Origin of the sequence: Candidatus Pelagibacter communis (assembly GCF_001179985.1) — a bacterium.
Taxonomy (GTDB): Bacteria; Pseudomonadota; Alphaproteobacteria; order Pelagibacterales; family Pelagibacteraceae; genus Pelagibacter; species Pelagibacter ubique_J.
Window position 1 is genome coordinate 234,229 of sequence record NZ_CVSI01000058.1, and the last position, 23,274, is coordinate 257,502.

At 30.2% G+C, this 23,274-nt stretch carries 23 protein-coding genes and 3 pseudogenes; 4 read left to right on the forward strand and 22 right to left on the reverse strand.

The genetic code is table 11. The features are described from left to right. Positions 1–42: 42 nt before the first annotated feature. From AMN80_RS05665 to AMN80_RS03670, 18 genes and pseudogenes are all read right to left on the reverse strand, one after another. The gene (locus AMN80_RS05665) at positions 43–558 is read right to left on the reverse strand and encodes a type IV pilin protein (RefSeq protein WP_075520614.1); all 516 of its coding nucleotides are present in this window, start codon (positions 556–558) and stop codon (positions 43–45) included. Continuing rightward, positions 537–1,016 (reverse strand): prepilin-type N-terminal cleavage/methylation domain-containing protein, encoded by a 480-nt coding sequence (locus tag AMN80_RS05670; RefSeq protein ID WP_082256552.1) that lies wholly within the window; start codon positions 1,014–1,016, stop codon positions 537–539. Before AMN80_RS05670 ends, AMN80_RS05665 begins: the two co-directional genes overlap by 22 nt. After that, the gene (locus AMN80_RS05675; protein ID WP_306452533.1) at positions 1,017–1,559 is read right to left on the reverse strand and encodes a type IV pilin protein; all 543 of its coding nucleotides are present in this window, start codon (positions 1,557–1,559) and stop codon (positions 1,017–1,019) included. 432 nt (positions 1,560–1,991) lie between these two features. Beyond that, positions 1,992–2,064, reverse strand: a pseudogene (locus AMN80_RS05730) (type IV pilin protein); the annotation flags it as partial. Further along, positions 2,061–2,576, reverse strand: coding sequence for a type IV pilin protein (locus AMN80_RS05685; RefSeq protein WP_075520615.1), 516 nt, complete (start codon positions 2,574–2,576; stop codon positions 2,061–2,063). The gene AMN80_RS05685 and the pseudogene AMN80_RS05730, both read right to left, overlap by 4 nt. A gap of 21 nt (positions 2,577–2,597) precedes the next feature. Further along, positions 2,598–3,086, reverse strand: coding sequence for a pilin (locus AMN80_RS05690; RefSeq protein WP_082256554.1), 489 nt, complete (start codon positions 3,084–3,086; stop codon positions 2,598–2,600). A gap of 470 nt (positions 3,087–3,556) precedes the next feature. Further along, positions 3,557–3,629 (reverse strand): annotated as a pseudogene (locus AMN80_RS05735) (type IV pilin protein); the annotation flags it as partial. A gap of 7 nt (positions 3,630–3,636) precedes the next feature. Further along, the gene (locus AMN80_RS05700) at positions 3,637–4,110 is read right to left on the reverse strand and encodes a pilin (RefSeq protein WP_075520616.1); all 474 of its coding nucleotides are present in this window, start codon (positions 4,108–4,110) and stop codon (positions 3,637–3,639) included. A gap of 442 nt (positions 4,111–4,552) precedes the next feature. After that, positions 4,553–4,625, reverse strand: a pseudogene (locus AMN80_RS05740) (type IV pilin protein); the annotation flags it as partial. Position 4,626: 1 nt separating this feature from the next. Further along, positions 4,627–5,139: a type IV pilin protein gene (locus tag AMN80_RS05635; protein ID WP_075520617.1), complete on the reverse strand. Its 513-nt coding sequence runs from the start codon at positions 5,137–5,139 to the stop codon at positions 4,627–4,629. After that, entirely contained in the window at positions 5,123–5,641 is a 519-nt protein-coding gene (locus AMN80_RS05710; protein WP_075520618.1) for a type IV pilin protein, read from the reverse strand. The genes AMN80_RS05635 and AMN80_RS05710 overlap by 17 nt, the downstream gene beginning before the upstream one ends. A 23-nt stretch (positions 5,642–5,664) precedes the next feature. Then, positions 5,665–6,273 carry a hypothetical protein gene (locus tag AMN80_RS03640; RefSeq protein ID WP_075520619.1) on the reverse strand — a complete coding sequence of 203 codons (609 nt, stop codon included), beginning with the start codon at positions 6,271–6,273 and terminating at the stop codon, positions 5,665–5,667. Positions 6,274–6,297: 24 nt separating this feature from the next. Continuing rightward, positions 6,298–6,600 carry a hypothetical protein gene (locus AMN80_RS03645; protein ID WP_075520620.1) on the reverse strand — a complete coding sequence of 101 codons (303 nt, stop codon included), beginning with the start codon at positions 6,598–6,600 and terminating at the stop codon, positions 6,298–6,300. A gap of 14 nt (positions 6,601–6,614) precedes the next feature. After that, on the reverse strand, positions 6,615–6,980 hold the full coding sequence (locus AMN80_RS03650; RefSeq protein WP_075520621.1) for a hypothetical protein: 366 nt from the start codon (positions 6,978–6,980) through the stop codon (positions 6,615–6,617). A gap of 51 nt (positions 6,981–7,031) precedes the next feature. Next, positions 7,032–9,935 carry an Ig-like domain-containing protein gene (locus AMN80_RS03655; RefSeq protein WP_075520622.1) on the reverse strand — a complete coding sequence of 968 codons (2,904 nt, stop codon included), beginning with the start codon at positions 9,933–9,935 and terminating at the stop codon, positions 7,032–7,034. Between the two features lie 119 nt (positions 9,936–10,054). After that, a complete protein-coding gene (locus tag AMN80_RS03660; protein WP_075520623.1) occupies positions 10,055–12,244 on the reverse strand; it encodes an autotransporter outer membrane beta-barrel domain-containing protein in 2,190 nt (729 codons plus the stop codon). A 102-nt stretch (positions 12,245–12,346) separates the two neighbouring features. Next, entirely contained in the window at positions 12,347–15,034 is a 2,688-nt protein-coding gene (ppc, locus tag AMN80_RS03665; RefSeq protein WP_075520624.1) for a phosphoenolpyruvate carboxylase, read from the reverse strand. Between the two features lie 26 nt (positions 15,035–15,060). Continuing rightward, positions 15,061–15,786: a proteasome-type protease gene (locus AMN80_RS03670; RefSeq protein ID WP_075520625.1), complete on the reverse strand. Its 726-nt coding sequence runs from the start codon at positions 15,784–15,786 to the stop codon at positions 15,061–15,063. A 118-nt stretch (positions 15,787–15,904) separates the two neighbouring features. Between AMN80_RS03670 and AMN80_RS03675 the strand changes: the two genes are divergently transcribed. From AMN80_RS03675 to AMN80_RS03690, 4 genes are read left to right on the forward strand one after another with little or no spacing between them, the layout of a single operon-like run. Beyond that, positions 15,905–17,350, forward strand: coding sequence for a circularly permuted type 2 ATP-grasp protein (locus AMN80_RS03675; RefSeq protein ID WP_075520626.1), 1,446 nt, complete (start codon positions 15,905–15,907; stop codon positions 17,348–17,350). After that, the gene (locus tag AMN80_RS03680; protein WP_075520627.1) at positions 17,350–18,150 is read left to right on the forward strand and encodes an HAD-IIB family hydrolase; all 801 of its coding nucleotides are present in this window, start codon (positions 17,350–17,352) and stop codon (positions 18,148–18,150) included. The genes AMN80_RS03675 and AMN80_RS03680 overlap by 1 nt, the downstream gene beginning before the upstream one ends. A 17-nt stretch (positions 18,151–18,167) precedes the next feature. Further along, entirely contained in the window at positions 18,168–19,388 is a 1,221-nt protein-coding gene (locus AMN80_RS03685; RefSeq protein WP_075520628.1) for a glycosyltransferase family protein, read from the forward strand. Continuing rightward, positions 19,388–21,121: an alpha-amylase family glycosyl hydrolase gene (locus AMN80_RS03690; protein ID WP_075520629.1), complete on the forward strand. Its 1,734-nt coding sequence runs from the start codon at positions 19,388–19,390 to the stop codon at positions 21,119–21,121. The genes AMN80_RS03685 and AMN80_RS03690 overlap by 1 nt, the downstream gene beginning before the upstream one ends. Here the strand turns inward: AMN80_RS03690 and AMN80_RS03695 are convergent. The 4 genes from AMN80_RS03695 to AMN80_RS03710 are packed head-to-tail and all read right to left on the reverse strand — an operon-like array spanning position 21,118 to position 23,267. Further along, positions 21,118–21,429: an AzlD domain-containing protein gene (locus AMN80_RS03695; protein ID WP_075520630.1), complete on the reverse strand. Its 312-nt coding sequence runs from the start codon at positions 21,427–21,429 to the stop codon at positions 21,118–21,120. The genes AMN80_RS03690 and AMN80_RS03695 overlap by 4 nt on opposite strands. Further along, entirely contained in the window at positions 21,426–22,112 is a 687-nt protein-coding gene (locus tag AMN80_RS03700) for an AzlC family ABC transporter permease (protein WP_075520631.1), read from the reverse strand. The genes AMN80_RS03695 and AMN80_RS03700 overlap by 4 nt, the downstream gene beginning before the upstream one ends. Continuing rightward, on the reverse strand, positions 22,113–22,517 hold the full coding sequence (locus AMN80_RS03705; protein WP_075520632.1) for a gamma-glutamylcyclotransferase family protein: 405 nt from the start codon (positions 22,515–22,517) through the stop codon (positions 22,113–22,115). It lies immediately after the preceding gene. Between the two features lie 6 nt (positions 22,518–22,523). After that, on the reverse strand, positions 22,524–23,267 hold the full coding sequence (locus AMN80_RS03710; RefSeq protein WP_075520633.1) for a competence/damage-inducible protein A: 744 nt from the start codon (positions 23,265–23,267) through the stop codon (positions 22,524–22,526). Positions 23,268–23,274: the final 7 nt, after the last annotated feature.

The window sequence follows — 23,274 nt, forward strand, 5'->3', positions numbered from 1 at the left end:
TAAAAAGTTCTATTAGAGTGAAGGCTTTGTTATTCATTTTTATTAATTTGTAATTGCTATATAGCCACTCTCTATATATCCTACATCTTTACCTTTGCATGGTTCTAAAAAGCACGTTCCAACTTCCATTGTTGTTGGACCATGATCTCTCAAATTAACAACTCCTCCAGACCCTGTACTTTGATAGTTATATGGTTGACATGTACCGTTACGTGATGAACAAACTGCAGGCAAAGATGGGTTGACTGGATTTTTTAGTTTATTTTTTAAAGCTTTTTCAGCTGCATTTATTATTACCGGAACAGGCGTTGATGTATTTAAGTTACTACAAATTAAGTTTCCATCCATTGCTGAGGTGTCACCTAGATCACATTTTTTTGTTTCTGACATAATGTATTTAATAATATTTGCTTGTTGAGCTTTAACAGCATTCTTTTTTGCACTTGCAGTATATCCATTATAAGCAACCACCCCTACTGCAGCAAGAATACCGATGATTGCTACTACGACTAAAAGTTCTATTAGAGTAAAGCCTTTTAATTTACGTATATTATGCATTGGTCTACATTTTTGGTGTTTGGTGTGGTTTGAGCAGGACATGTGCTGTCCCAACAAGTTCTAACATGTATTTCTTTTTTACTGTATTTACCTATGCCTATATCACCTGGTACATCATTATTATGAAACAAAGTAACTGCTGAGCTTTTATTATCGTAAGCGTTTTTTGCAAAATTAGAAAGGTCTGTTGCTACTGCTCTTGCTACTCTGTCAGAGTTATTTCCAACAGACAAGTCACTACAATTTAAATTTTTATCAAATATAGACTTCTCACCTAAATCACATCTTCTAATTTCAGCTGCAATGTATTTACAGACTGCACTATGATTAGACTTTGAAGTATTTTTTTTGGCACTACTCGTATATCCATTATAGGCAACTACACCTACCGCAGCAAGAATACCAATGATAGCTACCACGACTAAAAGTTCTATAAGTGTGAAGCCTTTTTGTTTCATTTAAAAATTTGGATCAATAATTGCAAAATCTTGCATTTGTTTATTATCCCACCACCACATTACTTTAAATTTGCCAGAGTTACCGGAACAATATGGATTTCTTGGACAGACAACCATAGTAACTTCTCCATCATCCTCACCATCTCCAGCACCTACTCCTTTAGAACCTTTCATTTTGACAGCACAATTTCCGGAGGGATGATTATATGATCTTCCGCTATAACTTTTTGCGTCTGTATCTAGTGGATTTGCTAAACCATATTTATGGGTTAAAGTTATAGCAGCACAACTCCACTGCTTATTTTTAAATATATCATTACAAGGAACTCCTGGATCACCAAATATTCTAGTCGATGTATCAATTCCACACTTTGCAAATTCACCCTGCATATAACTAACAGTTGTTCTAAAATTTTGTTTTACAACCGCTTTTTTTGCTGAAGATGTATATCCATTGTAAGCAACTACTCCCACTGCAGCAAGAATACCGATGATTGCTACTACGACTAAGAGTTCTATTAGGGTGAAGCCTTTTTGATTCATATTAAAATCCTGTTGGCACTTGTAACTGATCTAAAGTTTTTTTAGTTCCGCTTTCATCATAAGAGGCATCTATTAAAAAACAGGGGTCAGTTTTACATTGGTTCCATCCTACTAAAACAATTTCACCAGCATTTCTAGTCGGGCCACTATTTAATAGACCACTTGGGTTGCTAGGAGTTGTATTATAAGGATTTTTAATTTTAGTTTGGAAAACGTCTATGAAATATTGTGCCCAAACATTGCTGTTTAAATTTCCAGCACCTCCAGTTGAACACGAAGTTATATGTTTGCTTACAGTTGGGCCTTCGGTAAGATTTGTTCCCATCTGACATTTAGCAATTTCAGCCATTGCATATTTTTGAATCATTTTTTGATTACTCTCCATCGTTTTCTTTTTAGCGCTAGCAGTATACCCATTATAAGCAACTACTCCCACTGCAGCTAGAATACCTATGATTGCTACTACGACTAAAAGTTCTATTAGGGTGAAGCCTTTTTGTTTCATTGAACTTTGAACTTTGTGATCATACTTTCACTTGGTGAAATATTTGTACCAACTATTATTTCATCATTCTGTTGTCTTGTAATACAAGTTCCACCACCACTTCCATTGTTATTATAAACAGTGTTTCCACTAACAGAGCACACGCTGGTAGCATACCATTGTTGCTCGTAAACATTCTTATATCCTATTGCTTTAAAGTGGTAATCAAATGCCTCAACAACACTATAACTATTATTGCCTTTGGTAATATTGTTAACTTTTGAACATAAATCTGATTGATTGACTACATTTCCTGAAGATATTTTTTTTAAAATCAATGGTTCTGAAACAGTACATTTCATGATTTCAGTTTGGATAAATTTTGCTATTGTCTTATGTTGATTTTTAGCTGCATTTTTTTTTGCACTTGATGTATACCCATTATAAGCAACCACTCCTACTGCAGCTAGGATACCTATGATAGCTACAACGACTAAGAGTTCTATTAATGTGAAGCCTTTTTGTTTTATCATTTTTATCAAATAATAATTAAGTTAACACCAGCTTTCTAAATTAAAAAAAACATTTTTATATACCAGGCTTTGATTATAGTCTTTAGAAACAAAGGTTCTAATACTAATTTGGCATGGTCTATTTCCAGGACTAAGATCTACTGTAATTGCCTCTTCAAGATATCCTCCAGTTATTTCCATGCAGCCTCTATGATCTCTGTAAAGGTTTTCACAAATATGATTGTTAACATGTTCTCGTAATTTATTTGCAAAATCACTTTTGTTTGTCGAATTACATTTATATGTAACTTTTGCACCGGAAGCATTTTTGAATTCAATCTCATCTTTTAATTCACAACTTGCTTTTTGTGCATATAAATATTTGATTACAGTGTCGTGACTTTGCTTTAAAACAGTATCTTTTGCTTTAGCTGTATACCCATTATAAGCAACCACTCCTACTGCAGCTAGAATACCGATGATAGCTACAACAACTAAGAGTTCTATTAGGGTGAAGCCTTTTTGTTTCATTTTAATTTATTCGGGTACAGTTATAATTTCAGTAATTATATCATTAGATCCAGATCCATATCTAGTTGAGATTTTATAACCTTTACCAGTACCTCCATCAAAATTCATATAGGTGTAGCCAACTTTATTTGGGGGTGGTATTGAATAACTAGATACAAAAGCATTACCATTATCTTCAAATGGATTTTTGATCATTGAATAATACTCAAAAGGACATTTGGCGGTGTCAAAGTATGCTCCTGGATTACTTTTAGGACTTCCTATTGATTTCAAACTATTACAATTTTTATTGGTTGAGCAATTCGTGCTTGGATTTGACTGAAAAGTTTTATTAGTGATCGAGTCAAATTCAACATCAAGGTTATAACATTTGTTTATTTCATTAATAATATAATTTTTAACTGTATTATGATTCTTTTTTACTACGCTAATCTTAGCACTAGCTGTATACCCATTATAAGCAACTACTCCCACTGCAGCTAGAATACCGATGATTGCTACTACGACTAGAAGTTCTATTAGGGTGAAGCCTTTTTGTTTCATTTCTAAATCAATCCATGTAAACATAACTGATAGTTCTGTTATTAGCATTACTACATGGAGTCTCGTGACATGTAGCAATTAATACATTGTTCCATGCATTCTGACCCATTAATGTTCTTCCAAGATTAGCATCGTTATTATAATCGTACCAACTAATATTAATAGCGCTCTCATCAGTATTGAAGGGATTCTTAAAAGCTGCGGATATACCTGCTCCAGGTTTGTGAATAGCCTGAATAATTTGACTTGAATTTGTTATTGGACAAGATAATTGACCTGACATTGCAGTTCTTTCTCCTAAATTACATTTTTGAATTTCAGCGGACATAAATTTTACTATTGATGAATGATTTGATTTGGCCGAAGATTTTTTAGCACTACTCGTATACCCATTATAAGCAACTACACCTACTGCAGCTAAGATACCAATAATGGCTACAACAACTAAGAGTTCTATTAGGGTGAAGCCTTTTTGTTTCATTAATAACCAATCCTTTTTTGAAATCTGTTAGCTGAGTCCGAACACGGTGTTTTAAAACAACCATTAAATACTAGATCTCCTCTATTATTGTCCCAACACGCAGTTACTTGACCAACATATTGATCTTTAGTTGTATTTATAAAACACTGAGTTGTAAAAAAATTTCCTTGCGGTTTATAAATATTTAAGATCGGTTGACCAAATCCATAATTATTATTTGCTCCAAAATAGTTTGATATTATTCCTGCTACTCTTGCAACATCACTACTTGAGGAACTTAATAGTACATGACATTGTGTTTTATTCCACATAGCACTTTCATTACCACCTTTTACCTCACATAAGGCTTTTTCATTTAACCAAGTTTTATAAATCACATCCATATTTGCTTTTGATGTATTGGCTTTGGCGCTTGTTGTATACCCATTATAAGCAACAACTCCTACTGCAGCTAGAATACCTATGATTGCTACAACGACTAAGAGTTCAATTAGCGTAAAGCCCTTTTGTTTCATTTTAAGGAATTATATTTAATCTTGTATGATTTGCACTATCTTTACAAGGAGTAGTATGACAACAATATAAATCTATTCCTGTATTGTTATCACTTATAAACACATAACCCAGATGATTGTCGTTAATTGTTCCCCAATTATTAAATACAACCAAGGATTTTTCCTGCTTAAAAGGATTTTTCATTGTGCAAAAAGAACATCTGGAATAACCAACGTAATTAATAAATGCATTTTTCGCAATTCTTCCAGGATTTTGTACTCTTAGAGGACAGAGAAAGTTTAAACTATTGGTTTGATCAAATATATAATCTGTCATCCCTGTGTTACATTTCATAGTTTCAAGACGTATAAATTTTTCAATTGATTTACATGTAGATTTTATGTTTGAGGATTTGGCACTATTTGTATATCCATTATATGCAACAACCCCTACTGCAGCAAGAATACCGATGATTGCTACTACGACTAAGAGTTCTATTAGGGTGAAGCCTTTTTGTTTAATTACACCAACCATCTTTAGCTATTGTTACATTATAGTATTCTTTATGAGTTTTTACCCAAAGAGCTATTTTTTTTTTTGAAGCGCCTGAATAACATTCTGTTTCATCAAATCTCATCCTCCCATCAGTATCATTTCTACCGTTTCTAGCAGTGTGTACAACAACAACATCCTTATCATAAGGATTTGTGTAACCTTGATCTAAAAAATATTGCATAAAAACAGCATTTAAAGAATTAATTCCCGAGGCATTATTTGTTACATTGCAGTTAATAGTTCTTTTATCACTTAACTTTAACGTAGCTGTGCCCTCAACATCACAAAGTTTAAGTGATTGATTTATAAATTTGACTGCTTGTTCATGTTGTTGAAGCGTAGCATTTCTTTTAGCACTAGCCGTATAACCATTATAAGCAACTACTCCTACCGCAGCTAAGATACCGATAATAGCTACAACAACTAAAAGTTCTATTAATGTAAAAGCCTTGAGGTTATCTCTTTCAATTGCTTGCGACATTAGCAGTTTGATATAAGTTTAATTTAAAACTTTATTCTAAATGCTATAGAATTGTATTTACTATCAAATTCGTCAGCATTATAAGCGTCACCATCTGATGTGGTTCCGCTACCACCCTCAACTTCTCCAAAATTAGAATGTTTAAATACTAACTCATAATTGTCAGAACCTAATCCTAATATTAATTGATATGCAAAATTAAAAGTGTTCTGGTCACCATTGAATGTGTTACTTCCAGACCTATAACTAGTATCTACCATTGAATAACCAAAACCAGCACCTCCCCCTATGATACCATAAAACTCACTTTCACCTGGTGTTGCCATAGCATTAAACATTGAAGCAATGGTTGACACATCGACAGTAACATCTGATGTTAATTTTTGTGATACTTCGCTATAGTAATTTGTCTCAATTTCAGTACTTATACCATTAGATCTTTGTCCAAAAGCAATTCCTAAAACAAATCCATTCTCTTCAGGGTCTTTAAAATAAGTTGTGCCACCAGAGTCGTGCGGATCTTCAGCAATATGCTTTGTGTAGCCTAAGGACATCATAGAGTAATTTTCTGCTACAGATACATTTATAGCTGAAAAAAATATTGCAAAAATCGTAATTAACAGTCTACGCATAGATCTATAATATCATAAATTATCTTATCTTTTAAATACTTTTTCAAAGATATTATAAAAAAAGGCAATTAAAAAACCTGCTATAAAACCATGAACAAAACCCCATAAACCAGCTAAAATTGTACTTACAGGGTCAATAGCCCAACCAGGATAAGGTAAACCAAATATTCCTCTAAATATAACAACAGAATTTACAATATTTTCGTGCCAGTTGGAATTATACCCATCTTTTAAAATATACATTGCAAAAAAACCAGTTGAAATTATTGCAATCATCCAAGCTAAACCAATAGCTATACCTAATGCAAACTTAGAAAATTTATTCATAAATTTAAATTTTTTTATTTTACAGGTACTACAAAGTTAGGTGTATATGTTCTATGTTTATCAGTTATAGAGTCTGTAATTCCTAAGTCTATAAGAACACTTCCAGCAAGTTTTGCATCTTCAATTTCGCTTGGTATACTTCCAAAAGAGGTCTTGCCACTTTCGGTTTTGCAATCGTATCTTAAAGCGTCATCTGAACGTCTTACCATTTGTGTTCCAGGTACTTCAACTTCATACTGGGCTCTTTTATTAGAAAGTTTACAAGTTCCAGAGCTACCATCGCTAAATGAGAGTGTAACCGGAACGTCAGGGTCGTTAACTATTGATGCACAGGATGTTAAAAACACTAAAAGTAAAATTGAAGCTAGATGTTTTGCCATTTCATATCATACCACAAATGTAAGTGGTCTGTACATGTTTATTTCAACAATTTAAAACTTTTTAGATAGTGAAATATTAGCATTTTTATCAGATGAGTCCTTAAATGCTTGTCTTGCATTGAAATTTAGATGCAATCCATTAACATTTCTTGTTACATCAACTACAGCGGCTAAATCATTGTTTCCACCAATATTAAATGAATAATCTGTTTTTCTCATTGATCTATAATTAAAACCAAATCTTAAAGCGTCTGTTCTTTCACTCTCATTTCCTTGTATTCGTTTATAGCTTGATGTTAGTTTAATGTTATCTCTAGCCTCAAAATAAAACCCTATTTCTGATGATGCTAAATGTGTAGAACTTACACCTTGTACAAATGTGTATGTCGTTGCTGTATCAGAGGCATAATTCATTTTTACATCAGAAGAGTTACTAAAATCTAAACTATATTCAATTACTCCAAATGGTTTTAATGAACTATCAGAAAACTTAATTACATCATTAATCTCCATTCCAATTGATCCAAGTGCACTTTCAAAAGTCTGTTTAGAATAAGATAATGCGTCTGTTCCTGTTTCAGTATAAGAATCTAATTCAGTATAACCTAAATCAAGCCTTACAATTGGTGTTGCACTAAATTCACCTTGACCATAAGTTTTACCATAATTAATTGATCCAAATAATTGATTACCATTTCTTGAACCTGTTAATGTATTTCCAGAACTTTTTCTAACACTATCAGACTCGATTATTCCAAATCCAATTAGACCTTGCATAAAGTTATTATCATTGAAAGGTTTCGTTCTATATATAGTTAGGCTTAGACTTTCAGTATCAATACCAGTGCCATCACTTCCTATATCAGCATCACTCAATCCATATTGAATAGCAAAACCTAAAAGATCACTCTCATTAATTTTTTTATCAAAACCAAAAGCCACATTTTGACTATCAGTTTCTTTTGGAGAGTTTTCTGAACTACCACCATCACCAATTCTAGAAACACTTATAGAACCTTCGCTCCACAACGACCAATCATCAGGTACAAAATTTGGTTGTGTATAAGTTGATATTGGTATTGTTTCCATCAAAGAAGCCAAAAGAGTATTATCAAAATCTAATTTAATATTATTATTGGTAAAGTTATTGTTAGTTCTATTTTGTCTTAAATAATTTAGTCTGCTTGTAACAATACCAACTGACGTAGTAAATGATGTTTTAACTTGTTCTGTAAGTGATTTAATTGAACCAGTTACTTTTTTATCTGTTGTAGGATCAGTTTTTGAATTTGATGTAAAACTTAGGGCAGTTGTTGAGCTAATTCCTGCATAAGAATTACTTGAGGCATCATCAAAAGCTGTTGCATCTATTAAAACATAATATTCTACACCTGGGTCAAAATCAGATGAAGGATTAACTGTTATTTGACTTGAGCCTGACCCTGTAACCTGACCACTTGTTACATCAATTTGCTCGACAGTACTATCATCGGATGTCTTTTTAATTGTAATATTTCCGCTTTCTGCATCAACACTTTCATTAAAATTTAAAATAATGTTGGCATCGAGCTCTACATCTGTTGCATCATCTGCAGGAATTGAAGATGAAAGTGTAGGATTAGCATTATCAACTGAGGTAAAACTTAATGCTGTTGTGGAACTTATTCCAGCATAAGCATTATTTGCGCCATCTTCAAATGCAGTTGCGTCAATTAATAAATAATATTCAGTGGAACTATCAAAATCACTAGAGGGATTTATTGTAATTTGATCCCCACCTGCTTGACCCATTGGACCTTGGGCCCCATTACCTGTAACCTGACCACTTGTAACACCTATTTGTTCAACTGTACTATTATCAGATGTTTTTTTAATAGTTACATTTCCAGATGTTGCACTAACACTCTCACTGAATGTAAGAACGATATTAGCATTGACTGCAACTCCAGTAGCATTATCAGCCGGTACTGAAGAAGAAAGAGTTGGCGCGATATTATCCTCTGTTGTAAAACTTAATGCCGTTGTAGAGCTTATACCTGCATAAGAATTACCTGTTGCATCATCAAAAGCTGTTGCATCTATTAACACATAATATTCTGTCGATCCTGTTAAATCAGATGATGGGTTGACAGTTATTTGAGTTGAACCTGATCCAGTAACTTGACCCCCTGTAACATCAATTGTTTCAACCGTACTATTATCAGATGTTTTTTTTATAGTTATATTTCCACTCTCTGCATCAACATTTTCACTAAAATTTAAAACTATATTATCTGAAACTGAAACATCAGTTGCATCATCAGCTGGAGTTGATGAGCTTAAAGTCGGAGTAGCATCTGCTGTTCCAAAATATTCAATTTCATTAATTTGGTGCATACCACCACTCACAACTGAGGTAGCGTAATATCTAAAATAAGAGTAAGGAGCAGGAGTATCAAAGTCATCGCCACCGCCAGTCCATTTGATTACTTGATATCTAGTTGAGCCCCATGGAGAGGTTCCATTATTACTATATGAATAAATATCAGTCCAATCACTACCATTGTTTGAACCTTGTATTTTAAAAATATCTGGATCTCTACTTGCAACATCATTACCAGATGTAATTGTAAAATGAGTTAAGACATAGGCTTGAGAAAATCCTACCGATATCCATTGTGTTGGTCCGTTACAACACCACTTATCACTACTACTACCAACCTTATTGTCAAATACGTTGTAAGAACCTTCCGCATGCCAATATTTTTCAGAACTTGCATCTATAGACGACCAATTCCAATTTGTATTAGAACCATCAACACCATTATTTTCAGGATCTGTGAGGTCTCCACCAAGTAAAGCACTAGTACCAGTGCCTAAAACCGTATAAGCTTGCGCTTGATTATTCCAACACCCCAAAATTACTAAAAAAAAAATAATTTTGATAAAATTGCTTATTGAGTCTTTAATGTCCATTTTAGGCTATTTTTAATTTAAAATGACACTTATGTAAAATTATAAACTGCGAGCGAAGGTATAAGAAAAATGTATATGTGTTATGAGTATTTGAGATAAGGCCAGTTATTACTATCTATTTAAAAGGTATTAGATAATTGGAGATTTAAACCATAACCAGGATTTTCATCCATGAAAGAGTAATTGGTATCCAGTTTTAAATCAAAGTAGTTGTAATGTTTAAGATAACTTAAGTTAGCTGTATTATTGGTTAGCGGGTCAAAGTTAAAAGCAATATCGGTATTATTCTCTCTTAGATATCCAAACTTAAAGAAAAGACTTTGAAGATGACTGCTTTCATCAAGTCCTTGAAGTCTTTCAAAATTTAGTCCAAACGTGTGACCGCTCTCAGATACACTTTCCATCCCAAAATTTACTTTAAGATTATGTAATGAGTGTCTTTTAACGGATTTACGTTGAGATGTAAGATCACTGTGACTTTTCACTGTATATCCAATATTAGATGATAAATCTTGTATGTATTCAATACTTCCATTTCTAAATAAATTAAAATTGGTTTTTTCAACTAATTTATCAAATTTTAGACCAGCAGTTATGTTTCCGGTATTAAAAACTAAAGTGTCGTAAATATCTTGAACAGAAGATGTATTGAAATCTGTATAACTTGAAAGACTAGTAATTCCGAACATAAATCCACCTGTTGGTCTGATATTAAATTCTCCGTAACCACTGTCACTATTCATATTTATAGCAGTAAATAGTTGCTTACCATTTCGGTTACCAGTTACTTGGTCAGATGAATTTAGTTGATCAATTTTTAAAAAACTTAATCCTAAAAGTGTGTTTAAATTTAATTTACTGTCTAATTGGTTTGTGCTGTATAAATTTAAAGTTAATGTTTCTGAGTCTAATTTAAAACCATCAGATGTTTTGTTATAAGTATTTCCTTGGCCATATCTAATTGCAGCACCTACAAATTTATTATTTTTAAGTTTTTTATCTACTCCAAACATTAAACCACCAACTTTAAGTGTTTGCGGTGTTGTTGTTGCTTTATCACCTGTCCTACCAATTGAAATATCTCCGTGAGACCAAAAAGATAAATTCTTAAAATTACTTCTTGTTTCTTTTTTCTTTTTTACAGAAGCTTTTGTATATTTTTGATTGAAAGTATTTTTTAGAGTATCACTTAATGCAGATAAAATAGGATTATTTATATTCAGATTAATATTATTAGTATTAAGATTATTGTTACCTTCGTTACGTCTTAACCAATCAAATCTTTTAAATATAACAGAAGAGTTTTGATGTATTACTTGTTTAGCAACATCAACTTGAGCACTAGTATTAGAAACAGTATCTTCTTCACAAATTACAATTCCGTAAGGGCAACTTAGGTCGTACTCATGAACTCTATCACGAGCACCAACTGCGCCATCTTGGTAAGTAACTTGGTAAAGTTTCATTCCATCTTCGGAGAAACCCATACCGAGAGGAGTACCATTAGTTCCATCAGCTCCTAAACTTTCGAATACTTGTTGAACTTTTCCTGCAAACTTTGCTGTCGTTATATCAAATCCTGTGCTTAGTTTATAAACATAGATGAATCTCGCAGCTGCTCCAGTGCTAGATTCGATTACATACATTCTTGTTCCATCATCATCAAATGAAAAATCTTGAAGGATTGTTGATGCAACACTAATTGTAAAACTATTTCCTTCAGTAACTGTGCTGGTGTCATAGGGTGTAGATAAATTAAACTCAATTATTCTTCTACCTGAAGAATTAACCCAAACATCAATTAGAAACATTTTTGTTCCATCATTATTAAATTTAACAGATCTGTTGTTGCCTATATCTGGATCTGGACCAGTTTTAAAATGAAAACCATCATCAGCGATAGTAGTTGCACTTGAAAAATCATAGGGGATTGAAAGCGAATTGGCATTGAAACCACCTCCATCATTGATAGCAAAAACTTTTGTTCCATCGTTATTAAACTCAAAACCTTGTGGTTGCGTTATGTTGTCAACGCCTCCATTAGTAGCTAATGTTACTTTACTATCAAAATCGATTGTAGAAATATTAAAAGGGGTATCAACATCGTATTGTATCAAAACATTTTGTCCAGAACGAAAATCAGAAAAAAAAATTTTAGTTCCAGCTGGATTAAATCGTACATCAGATGGAGATTTTACAATATTATTTAAACTAACTGTTCTTAACAAAGTAGGTTTTACTTCTGCTTTCAAATTTGTAAATTGAAATAAAATTAAAGAAAATACAAAGATTTTTATTAATTTTTTCATGTAATTAATTTATAAAATTTACAAAAAGTTTTTATCAAAAAGAAAAAAAAAATCTATATTTCATAAGTTTAAAAAATGAGTAAAATACCCCTAATGTAGGCATTATCCTGTATTTTTTATAGCTGCCGATATTCCGGCAATACTAGTCATCAAAGCATCGTTTAAATAGTCTTTATTTTCTCTTTTATTATTTTTTTTTGATAGCTTCATCATTACAGTTGCCTGCAGAATATTTAACACTTCAGAATAAAGGTTTCTTATAATTGCTGGACTTCTAAAAATTTTTCTTTGTTGTAAAATTTCTCTCGGTGTAATCTTTTTATTAAGTGTTTTAAGTGCATCAAATTGAAATCTTAGTTTTTTTCCAACTCTTTTTAAATTTTCATCTGCTAAATTTTCTTCATAAATTTTGGAAATTTCAGGATCTACCTTAGAGATTACCATATCTAATAAGTCCATTGTAGAATTAAAGAAAGGCCAATTTTTTTCCATATCTATTAAAGTTTTTCTAAATTTTTTTATTGAGGAATATCTTAAAGCTTCAGCTGTACCTAACCATGCTGGCAACATTAATCTAATTTGTGTCCATGCAAATACCCAAGGTATTGCCCTTAAACTTTTTATACTATCTACTTGTTTTCTTTTAGATGGACGGGATCCAATTGAAAGTTTGCCCAATGCTAAATGAGGTGTAACAGTTTTAAAATATCTAATGAATTCCGAGTTTGATGTTAAATTTTTTCTATATGAGCTTTTAGATATATCAGACATATTTTCTATTAAATTTCTCCAATTATTTTTTGGTTCTGGTGGTGGAATTAATGTTGCAAGCATTACCGAACTTATGTAGCTACATAAATTATATTTAGCTAATGGCTCATAACCATACTTTTGTTGAATTACTTCACCTTGATCAGTAATTCTAATTTTACCATTAACAGATCCAGGAGGTTGAGATCTTAGTGTTGCTTGAATTGGTCCTCCCCCTCTTCCTGCAGAACCTCCTCTTCCATGAAAGAAAGATACATTAATTTTAAATTTTTTTGATAGAGCTAAAATTTCTTCTTGTAATTTATATTGATGCCAGCTTGCACATAATTTACCTGCATCCTTACTTGAGTCTGAGTAGCCAATCATAATTTCTTGATTATGTTTAATTAAATTTCGATACCATCTTAATTTATATAAAGAGGACATAATCTTTCCTCCATTTATTAAATCGTCTAAGGTTTCAAATAAAGGTACAACTCTCAATTTATCTTTTATATTTGCTTCTTTTTGTAAAAGAATAACTGAAAGAATATCTGATGCTGAGGATGTCATTGATATAATATAGGCTCCTAAACATTCTTTTGGTTGACGTGCTAATTCTTTAAAAGTTAACCAAACTTCTAAGTTTTCTTTATCTTTAAATTGAAAATTCTTAAAAAAGTTTTTACCTTTTATTTTTTTTGATAAAAACTTTATTTTCTCTTCCTCTGTCCAAGAATTATAATTCTTTTTAAATTTTCTTTTTACAATTTCAGTAATAAGTTTTGTATGTCTTGAAGATTCTTGTCTAATGTCTAATCTTGCTAAGTTAATTCCAAAACATTTTGCCCTTCGCATTAAATCTAATAATTCACCACTTGCTATATTTTCATTTTGTGTTTCTTCTAAAGACTCTCTAACTACTCTTAATGGTTTTAAAATACTTTCCCTAGAGGAAATTAAATCTTTTTGGTTCAGTGGTTTTTTATTAACTAAATGTTGCTCAATCATTCTATGGGTTTTTCTCATTTTATCTCTAAGGGGTCTTAAATAAACTCTATAGGGTTCATATGAAAAGCCAGTATATTTTAAAATCTTTTTTGAACATTTTTGCATTGAAAAAGATCTAATTAATTTTGTTAAGGATTTTTCATAAAGTTTTGCAGCTTCCCATCTAGATAAGAGTAAAACCTCTTTTGTAACTTCTGATGTAACAAATGGATTTCCATCCCTATCACCTCCCATCCATGAACCAAATTCAATTGGATTAAAATTCTTAGGTAAGTTTCTGTTCATATTTTTCACAAATATTTCATTTAATCTTCTGTAAACTTTTGGAATTGTTTCCCATAAACTATCTTCAATAATTGCCAAACCCCATCTTGCCTCATCAAAAGGCGAAGGCTTAAATCTCTTAAGTTCATCAGTGTTCCAAATAATAGTTATTTCATCGAACATTTTTTTATCTAAAACTTTTAATTTAGATGGATAATTTTTAAGTAAATTTCTTTGTTCTAATATTTCAGTTAAAGTATGGTATTTCTGAATTAAAGTTCTTCTTTTAACTTCAGTTGGGTGTGCAGTTAAAACTATTCCAATATTAAGCTTTTTAGCAAGGTCATAAATTTTATTATTAGAAATATTTTTATTTTTGAAAAAATTTTCAAATATTTCCTCAATAAAAATATTCTTATTTTTTTTATTTTTATCGGAGTTTTCATATTGATCTAATGTTCTTGAGGCATCAACAGACTCTGCTAAATTATATAAATTCATAAAGTGACTGTAAGCTCTACTTAATTTGAGTAGATCTTTAGGATTTTGTTTTTTTATTTCTTTAGATAAACTTTTAAAAGGGTTTTTGAGATTTTTATTAGCAATATTTGCTTTAGAAATAAGTCTTGTTTTTTCAACTAATTTAAAAAATTTAACTCCTTCCTGTTCCTTTATAACTTTTCCTAATATATTACCAAGGTATCTAACATCATCTCTTAAGCTTTTTGTTGGAATTCTTTCATAATAGAGATCTCTTTTTATCATTTAAAAGTTATTTTATTAAAACTCAATTATTTTTCCCAATCAAATCTTGGAAAAGAGTCAAAAATTTTAAATATACCCTCGGACCATTCTTTAGAAACTTTTGAAAATTCTTGATCATTAAGGTTTAAACATTTTTGAGATGCAATTTTATATTGATCTTTTTTATAAACAACAAAGTCTATAGGAGGTCCAACTGTTAAGTCACTTTTTAATGTAGAATCCATTGATATTAAAGCGCATCTTGATGCATCTCCAATAGATACATCAGGAGTTATAACTCTATCCAAAATTGGTTTTCCGTATTTAACTTCTCCAATTACTAAATACGGTTTACTATCAGCAGGCTTAATATAATTTCCTTGAGGATAAATTAAAAAAAGTTCCATTGGTTTACCCTTAATTTGACCACCAACAATAAATGTTGATCCTAATAAAACAGTGTCGGTGTTCATGCCCTTTGGTGATGAATGTTTTAAGTTCAATGCACCAATATATTTTGCCACTTGATCAAAATCTTCACATGTGTTTAAATTTTTTTTTCCTGAATTGTCTTCAAGATCTTTTTCAATTGACTTATAAACAGCTTGTGAAGTTCCTAAATTACCAGAAGTAACTATTAAAACAGTTCTATCACCAACATCGTAAGTGAACATTTTTGAGTAAATATTAACATTATCTAGTCCTGCATTAGTTCTAGAATCTGAAGCTACAACAATTCCATCTTTTGTTTTTATACCAATACAATATGTCATTGTTTTTTTGATAATTAGTTATATATATACCTCGACTTATATATATACCCCAAATTCTCATAACAGGTATATATAATTTGCACTTAAAATTAGAAAAATATTTATAATAATATACTAAATGACTAGTCTTTGGAAAAACTATGATGCTAAATCATCTTATGATGAATACCTAACACCTGAAAGAAAGTTAAGAAAAGAAGCCAAAATTATTTCAAGTATTTTAGATAGACACGGTAAGAAAAAACTTCAAGAAATAGATAGAAACTGTATGAGCACTATAGACTCGAGAGGAATAAATTTTAAAGTTTATTCTGCTGATAAAAAGGCTGCAGAAGAAAAAAAGTGGCCATTAGATATTATCCCTAGAATTGTTTTAAAAACAAAATGGAATAAAGTTAAAAAAGGATTAATTCAAAGATCAAAGGCATTAAATTTATTCATTGATGATGTTTATAATAAAAAAAAGATATTTAAGGACAAAATCATTCCAGAAGACATAGTATTTAAATCAAAAAATTATTTAAAACAATGTGAGGGCTTTAGTCCTAAAAGGAAAATTTGGTCTCATATATCTGGTATTGATTTAATAAGAAATATTAATGGTGATTTTTTAGTACTTGAAGACAATTTACAAGTCCCATCAGGTGTATCTTACATGCTTGAAAATAGAATGGTGATGAGCCAAGTATTTCCTCAAATATTTACAAGATATAGAGTTTCTCCAATTGGTCACTATTGTAATAGACTTTATCATTGTATGCATGATGCCATACCTTACCAAACAAAAAATCCTCACATGGTTGTTTTAACACCTGGAATTTATAATTCTGCATACTTTGAACATTCCTTTTTAGCTCAACAAATGGGAGTAGCTCTTGTTGAAGGAAAAGATCTTTATGTTGAAAATGATAAAGTTTTCATGAAAACTATAGGTGGTGGTATTCGAGTGGATTGTATTTATAGAAGGCTCAATGATACTTATTTAGATCCAAAATCATTTTTTAAAGGATCCTTAATAGGTGTCCCAGGTTTATTTAAAGCTTATAGAAAAGGAAATGTTGCGATATTAAATGCCCCTGGAACCGGTTTTGCAGATGATAAATTAATTTATTCTTATGTTCCAGAAATAATAAAATATTATTTAGGAGAAGAGCCAAAACTTAAACAAGTTGAAACATTTAGATGTTTTGAAAAACTACAAAGAGATCATGTAATAGAAAATATTGGAAAGATGGTTGTTAAACCAGCAGATGGATCTGGCGGGTATGGTATTATGATTGGGCCTAAAGCTAAAATAAAAGAAAGAGAAATATTTCAGAAGAGGATTAAAGACAACCCGAGAAATTATATTGCGCAACCATTAGAAGTATTGTCAACAACTCCTACTCTTCAAGGTGATTTGTTTGAACCACGACACCAAGATTTAAGACCTTTTATATTATCTGGAAAAGAAACCTATGTAACAATGGGTGGCTTAACGCGTGTTGCTCTTAGAAAAGGTAGTACTATAGTAAATAGTTCGAGAGGTGGCGGTTCTAAAGATACGCTTGTTGTTGATATTTAATGGATGCAAACCATAAAGTTTTAATATTTACTGATTTGGATGGAAGTTTATTAGATAGGGACACTTTTAAGTTCGATAAAATTTCAAAATATATTAAAGATTTAATTTCTAAAAACATTTCTATAATTCCTAATTCAAGTAAAACAAAAAAAGAAATAGAAAGCTTTAATAAAGAGTTAGATGAGGATTTGCCTTTTATAGTTGAAAATGGTGCTGGTATTTATAATCTTAACTTAATCAATTCCAGTTTTCCTGAAAAAATTAGTTTAAGCAGAGAGATTAGTGAAATTTTAGATATTTTTGATAATAAAATTTCAAAAAAATATAAATCCAAATGCAAATTTATTAAAAATTTAACAAGTGATAAACAATTAAAAATTTTCGGGCAATCAAAAGAAAAAGTTAAATTAGCAATGAATAGAGAATACTCTATACCTTTATTATATGATGGTTCAAAAGCAGAAAAAGTAGATCTTATTAAATCTGTAAATAATGCTGGCCTTTCATTACAGGAGGGGGGTAGAGTGATTAATCTTTGTGATAAAATAAGTAAATCTCAAGCGATGAAACATGTTGTTAAAATATTTAAGAAAATAAGCAAAGAAAAACTAATCACAATTGGAGTTGGGGATAATTTCAATGATCTAGATATGCTTAAAAATAGCGATATACCTTGTTTAGTTTTTAATGACAAATTTACAATGGAAAAAATAAATATAGATAATTGTCTAGTATCAAAAAAACCTGCACCAGAGGGATGGGAGGAGGTAGTCAAATTGGCTCTGGATAAAATAAAATAATGTTACTAGAATGAGTTATGGGTGATTTTTCTCAAAATGGTATCGTCTCAACACTTCATGATTTTGGAACAAAATCCACAACTGAAATTGAAAAAGATTTACTAAATTTTTCTAAAGAAAGAAAAATGGAGTTAATTCTCCCATGTTTATATTCAGAGCTAGAGGGTTCTGCTCTGCCTAATATTATAGATCAAATAAGTAAGACAAAATACTTAAACCACGTAATTATAGGTTTAGATAAAGCCTCAGAGAGCCAGGCAAAAAAAGCTTGGAAATTTTTTAAAAAAATAAATGTTCCTTTCACAATTTTATGGAACGATGGACCTAAGCTTAAAAAATTAGATAACGAGTTAAAGAAGAAAAATTTAGCACCAAACCAAATGGGTAAAGGTAGAAATGTTTGGTATTGTATAGGAATGTGTATAGCCAGGGATACAGCAAGATCTGTTGCATTACACGATTGTGATATTAAAACTTATGATAGAAGAATGTTGGCAAAATTATTTTATCCAGTTGTAAACCCATTGTTTAACTTTGAATTTTGTAAAGGTTATTATCCAAGAATTGCAAATAATAAAATGAATGGAAGAGTGGCAAGACTTTTGGTTGGGCCCTTGTTAACAGCATTAGAAAAGACAATAGGCCAAAGTGAATATTTAAATTTTATGAAATCATTTAAATATCCTTTAGCAGGTGAATTTTCATTCAGACGTAATGTATTGCCAGAATTAAGAATTTCATCAGATTGGGGTATAGAAGTTGGAATTTTATCAGAAATGCAAAGAAGTTTTTCACCAAATAATATTTGTCAAGTTGATTTAGCAGACGCTTATGATCATAAACATCAAGATCTCTCTATAGATGATGAAACTAAAGGACTATCAAAAATGTCCATTGATATTATAAAAACATTTATAAAAAAATTAGCCACTCAAGGAAACTCATTTAGTAGAGAAACTTTCAGGTCTTTAAAAGCAACCTATTACAGATCAGCATTAGACTTGATTGATATTTATAGAAGTGATGCTGAAATGAATGGATTAAAATTTGACTCTCACAAAGAAGAGGAAGCTGTTGAATTATTTGCAGTAAATATTATGAAAGCAGGAGAAGCTTTTTATATAAATCCAATGGACACGCCATTTATTCCAACTTGGAGTAGAGTGAAAAGTGCAATACCTGATTTTCTTGTAAGATTAAATGAAGCTGTTAGTGAAGATAATAAAAAATTTATTTAATGTTATCAAGCACAGTAAAAAGTCAAATAAATTCTAAGCTTAAAAATATTTATAGTAAAAAATTTAAAAATAAAGACTTGAAAATATTTTCTGGTGAAATTTTTGAATTGATCAAAATTTCTAATAAAAAAATATTAAAAGCTAAAACTAAAAAATTGAAAATATCCGAAGATACTACGGTTGTGATTTGTTATGGTGATAGTGTTTATGATAATGGAAAAATAAATTCAATTAAATCATTTAAAAGTTTTTATAATAAAAATTTATCAAAGTATTTTAATACAATACATTTTTTACCATTTTATCCCTCAAGTAGTGACAGTGGATTTGCTGTTAAAGATCATTATAAAATTGATAGTAAATTAGGTTCTTGGGCAGATATAAATAATTTTTCAAAAAAAAATAATATTATGGCTGATATTGTTATAAATCATGCCTCGTCAAAAGGTCTATGGTTTAAAAATTTTTTAAAAGATAAATCGCCAGGAAAAGATTACTTTTTAAAAGTAAATAATAAATTTGATGTTTCTAAAGTTGTAAGACCACGGGAAAATAAATTACTTAAGAAAATTCATGTTTTTAATAAACGTGATTTTATATGGAGAACATTTAGCTCTGACCAAATAGATCTAAATTTTAAAAATCCAAAAGTATTAATGCGATTTATAAAAATTATGATTAACTTAGCATGTCATGGAGTTTCAATTTTTAGACTAGATGCGATTGCCTATTTATGGAAAGAAAGCGGTACTAAATGTATAAATCTCAAGCAAACACATGAAATAATTAAATTACTAAGGATTATATGTAACTCTTTGCAAAATTCCCCTTATTTAATTACCGAAACTAATTTACCTGAAAAAGAAAACTTAAGTTATTTTGGAAAGAAGAATGACGAAGCTAACTGGATATATAATTTTACATTACCTCCCCTTCTAATTCATGCTTTTCTTTTTGAAGATAGTTCGAAATTAAATCAATGGATAAAAAAATTACCGTCAACAAATTTAAAAAATAATTATTTTAATTTTATTGCTTCACACGATGGTATAGGAATGAGACCTGCTGAAGGTTATTTAAACAAGGGTACCCTTAATAACTTATTTAAAAGATTGAGGAAAAATGGAGCTCAACTTTCTTATAGAAAAATAAATAAAACACAAAAAAAAGTTTATGAAGTCAATATAACTCTCTTTAACGCTTTCAAAAATACAGATTTTGATAAAAAAGGATTATATTCTTTAGAAAGATATGTATCTGCACATGCAATAATGTTTTCTATTGAAGGAGTGCCGGCTGTTTACTTTAATTCAATATTTGGCAAAGCTAATGACGAATATAAATATGTCATATCAAATAATAAAAGAGACCTTAACAGATATAAATGGAATAAATCTAAATTAGAAAAATTTTTAAAAGATAACAAATCCAAACAAAAAATTTATTACGATCATATCACTAATTTATTAAAGATAAGAATAAAACAGAAAGCCTTTCATCCAAACGCCTCCATGCGGTGTATATCTTTTGGTAAAAAAATACTCGCCTTTAAAAGAATTAGTTTAGATAAAAAACAAACTATTATTTGTATTACAAATATGTCTTCAAAATCACAAAGTGTTTTATTAGCTAATAATGAAAATAAATATAAAAACCTATTAAGTAAAAATATTAATATTATTAATAAAAGATTAATCTTAAATCCTTTTGAAACAGTTTGGCTATCTAATTAGAAAACAAAAATAACAATCCAATATGAAGATAGCCCCGATACAATTGTTAAAATAACATTCCTTGTAAAAAATCCAATTACTAAAGCAGTTATTGCTCCAAATATTTTTGGATCACTTATTGTAACAAGAGTACCAAAATCATCTAATAAAACCCCAGGAAATATTATTGATGGGAAAACTACAGATGGTACATAATTTAAAATCTTTCTTAAATTGTCACTAATCATTTCTTTTCTAATTAAAGTAACCATACTCATTCTTGTAAAATAAGTTAAAATTCCAGCTATAAAAATTGAAGTCCAAGTCATTTTTTAAATTTATTAATTATCATTGCTGTAAAAAGTCCAATCAATGGTGAAATTATTATGTAGGTTTTAAAAGGAGCGTTATAAAAAAAAGTTGCTGCTAATCCTGAAATAATCATAACAAAAACATGATCTAACTTTCTTAATTCGTTTACTATTATGGCTATAAATGTAAGTGGTATTGCAAATTTTAATCCAAGTTCCTCAGGTACAATAGATCCTAAGTAAATTCCCATTATTGTTGAAACTTGCCAAATAAACCAAAGTATTATTCCAGAACCAATTAAATGATAATGATTAAATTCCCCAGTTGGATTTTTTTTAAAATATTGATTTGAAACAGCAAATCCTTGATCGACTATAAAATAAGAAATAAAAAGTTTTTTAATTAAAGATAATTTTTGTAAGTATTCAGATAATACTGCACCATACAAAAAGTGTCTTGAATTTATTACTCCAACAGAAGCAATCGCAATTAATGAAGATGCACCGCCAGATAGAAGTTGAAGAAAAACTATTTGCGAAGCACCACCAAAAATTATTAATGAAGTCGCATAGGTGAATAAGGGACTAAAACCCAGTTCAATACCAATTGCACCAAATATTATTCCAAAAGGAAAAACTGATAATAAATGGGGTGCAACATCTTTTATTCCAATTTTGAAAATTTCGTACTTTGAACGCATTTAAAAATTTCTAAGTGCTTTTTCTAAATATTTGAAATCTAATTTACAGTCTTTGTATCCTTGTTTGATTACATCAAGATACCTTTTGCTTGGGTAAATGAATAAACTCTTTTTAACCATGGTATAGGCCATAATTTTTTGACTATCATTATCAAAATATATTTTTTTATATAAGATTGGAAAATCCTCATATATATCAAGTTTTTTTTCATCTGATTTAGATATTTCGTAAAGCCCGCCTTGTATTGAATAATTTTTTTTTCTCTCTATATCTGCAACACCATATTTGCTTCTAAATGTAAGTCTAAAATCTTTGATTTCAAATTTCTTTATATATTTAGAGTCCCTGCATCTTTTTTTCATTTGAAAATGATTTAGGTTACTTCCGTAAGCAAAATATAACATTTTGATTTAAACTATTTGAATTTCTTTATCTTTAACAAATTTTATTATTTCTGATTTACAAAATTCAATTTTGTTTTTATCTGTTGATCTAAGCACTATTGCAACACCAAGCTTGCCAGCCTTAAAAAAGGGATAGCTGCCAATCTCAACATCAGTATTTTTATTTTGTACATCAGTTAAAGATTTTGCGATTTCACTTTCAACAGTTCGTAAATTTATTGTTTCACTTAAGATAGGTTCGCCACCTGCAATTTTATTTGTTAAACTACCAAGCATCGACTGCATTATCGATGGTACTCCTGGTAAACAAAAAACATTTTCCACATTAAAACCTGGAGATCCACTTGATGGGTTATATATCAAATTTGCTGTTACAGGCATTTTTGCCATTTTTTTACGACCTTCATTAAACTCGCCTGGTTTATAATAACTTTCTAAAATTGAATATGCCTCTTTATGAAAACCATACTCTATATTGAAAGCTTTTGAAATTGACTCTGCTGTAATGTCATCATGTGTTGGTCCAATTCCTCCAGTAGTAAATACATAGTCATAAGATTTACGGTATTGATTGACAGTATTTATAATTGTTTGTTCATCATCTGGTATAATTTTTACTTCTTTAACTTTAACTCCCAAAGAATTTAGCCATGTGGCAAGCGTACTTGTATTGATATCTTTAGTTCTGCCAGACAGTACTTCGTTACCAATAATTATAATTCCAGCAATTATTTCTTTCTTATTTGGCATATACAAA

Bases quoted from the DNA above. Each gene is read 5' to 3' on its own strand.
- AMN80_RS03690 (WP_075520629.1), top strand. From the start codon at position 19,388: ATGTTATCAAGCACAGTAAAAAGTCAAATAAATTCTAAGCTTAAAAAT.
- AMN80_RS03705 (WP_075520632.1), bottom strand. From the start codon at position 22,517: ATGTTATATTTTGCTTACGGAAGTAACCTAAATCATTTTCAAATGAAA.
- ppc (WP_075520624.1), bottom strand. From the start codon at position 15,034: ATGATAAAAAGAGATCTCTATTATGAAAGAATTCCAACAAAAAGCTTA.
- AMN80_RS05675 (WP_306452533.1), bottom strand. From the start codon at position 1,559: ATGAATCAAAAAGGCTTCACCCTAATAGAACTCTTAGTCGTAGTAGCA.
- AMN80_RS03695 (WP_075520630.1), bottom strand. From the start codon at position 21,429: ATGACTTGGACTTCAATTTTTATAGCTGGAATTTTAACTTATTTTACA.
- AMN80_RS05670 (WP_082256552.1), bottom strand. From the start codon at position 1,016: ATGAAACAAAAAGGCTTCACACTTATAGAACTTTTAGTCGTGGTAGCT.
- AMN80_RS05700 (WP_075520616.1), bottom strand. From the start codon at position 4,110: ATGAAACAAAAAGGCTTCACCCTAATAGAACTCTTAGTTGTTGTAGCC.
- AMN80_RS05635 (WP_075520617.1), bottom strand. From the start codon at position 5,139: ATGGTTGGTGTAATTAAACAAAAAGGCTTCACCCTAATAGAACTCTTA.
- AMN80_RS05685 (WP_075520615.1), bottom strand. From the start codon at position 2,576: ATGATAAAACAAAAAGGCTTCACATTAATAGAACTCTTAGTCGTTGTA.
- AMN80_RS03645 (WP_075520620.1), bottom strand. From the start codon at position 6,600: ATGAATAAATTTTCTAAGTTTGCATTAGGTATAGCTATTGGTTTAGCT.
- AMN80_RS03640 (WP_075520619.1), bottom strand. From the start codon at position 6,273: ATGCGTAGACTGTTAATTACGATTTTTGCAATATTTTTTTCAGCTATA.
- AMN80_RS03680 (WP_075520627.1), top strand. From the start codon at position 17,350: ATGGATGCAAACCATAAAGTTTTAATATTTACTGATTTGGATGGAAGT.
- AMN80_RS03670 (WP_075520625.1), bottom strand. From the start codon at position 15,786: ATGACATATTGTATTGGTATAAAAACAAAAGATGGAATTGTTGTAGCT.
- AMN80_RS03675 (WP_075520626.1), top strand. From the start codon at position 15,905: ATGACTAGTCTTTGGAAAAACTATGATGCTAAATCATCTTATGATGAA.
- AMN80_RS05710 (WP_075520618.1), bottom strand. From the start codon at position 5,641: ATGTCGCAAGCAATTGAAAGAGATAACCTCAAGGCTTTTACATTAATA.
- AMN80_RS03685 (WP_075520628.1), top strand. From the start codon at position 18,168: ATGGGTGATTTTTCTCAAAATGGTATCGTCTCAACACTTCATGATTTT.
- AMN80_RS05665 (WP_075520614.1), bottom strand. From the start codon at position 558: ATGCATAATATACGTAAATTAAAAGGCTTTACTCTAATAGAACTTTTA.
- AMN80_RS03710 (WP_075520633.1), bottom strand. From the start codon at position 23,267: ATGCCAAATAAGAAAGAAATAATTGCTGGAATTATAATTATTGGTAAC.
- AMN80_RS05690 (WP_082256554.1), bottom strand. From the start codon at position 3,086: ATGAAACAAAAAGGCTTCACCCTAATAGAACTCTTAGTTGTTGTAGCT.
- AMN80_RS03655 (WP_075520622.1), bottom strand. From the start codon at position 9,935: ATGGACATTAAAGACTCAATAAGCAATTTTATCAAAATTATTTTTTTT.
- AMN80_RS03700 (WP_075520631.1), bottom strand. From the start codon at position 22,112: ATGCGTTCAAAGTACGAAATTTTCAAAATTGGAATAAAAGATGTTGCA.
- AMN80_RS03660 (WP_075520623.1), bottom strand. From the start codon at position 12,244: ATGAAAAAATTAATAAAAATCTTTGTATTTTCTTTAATTTTATTTCAA.
- AMN80_RS03650 (WP_075520621.1), bottom strand. From the start codon at position 6,980: ATGGCAAAACATCTAGCTTCAATTTTACTTTTAGTGTTTTTAACATCC.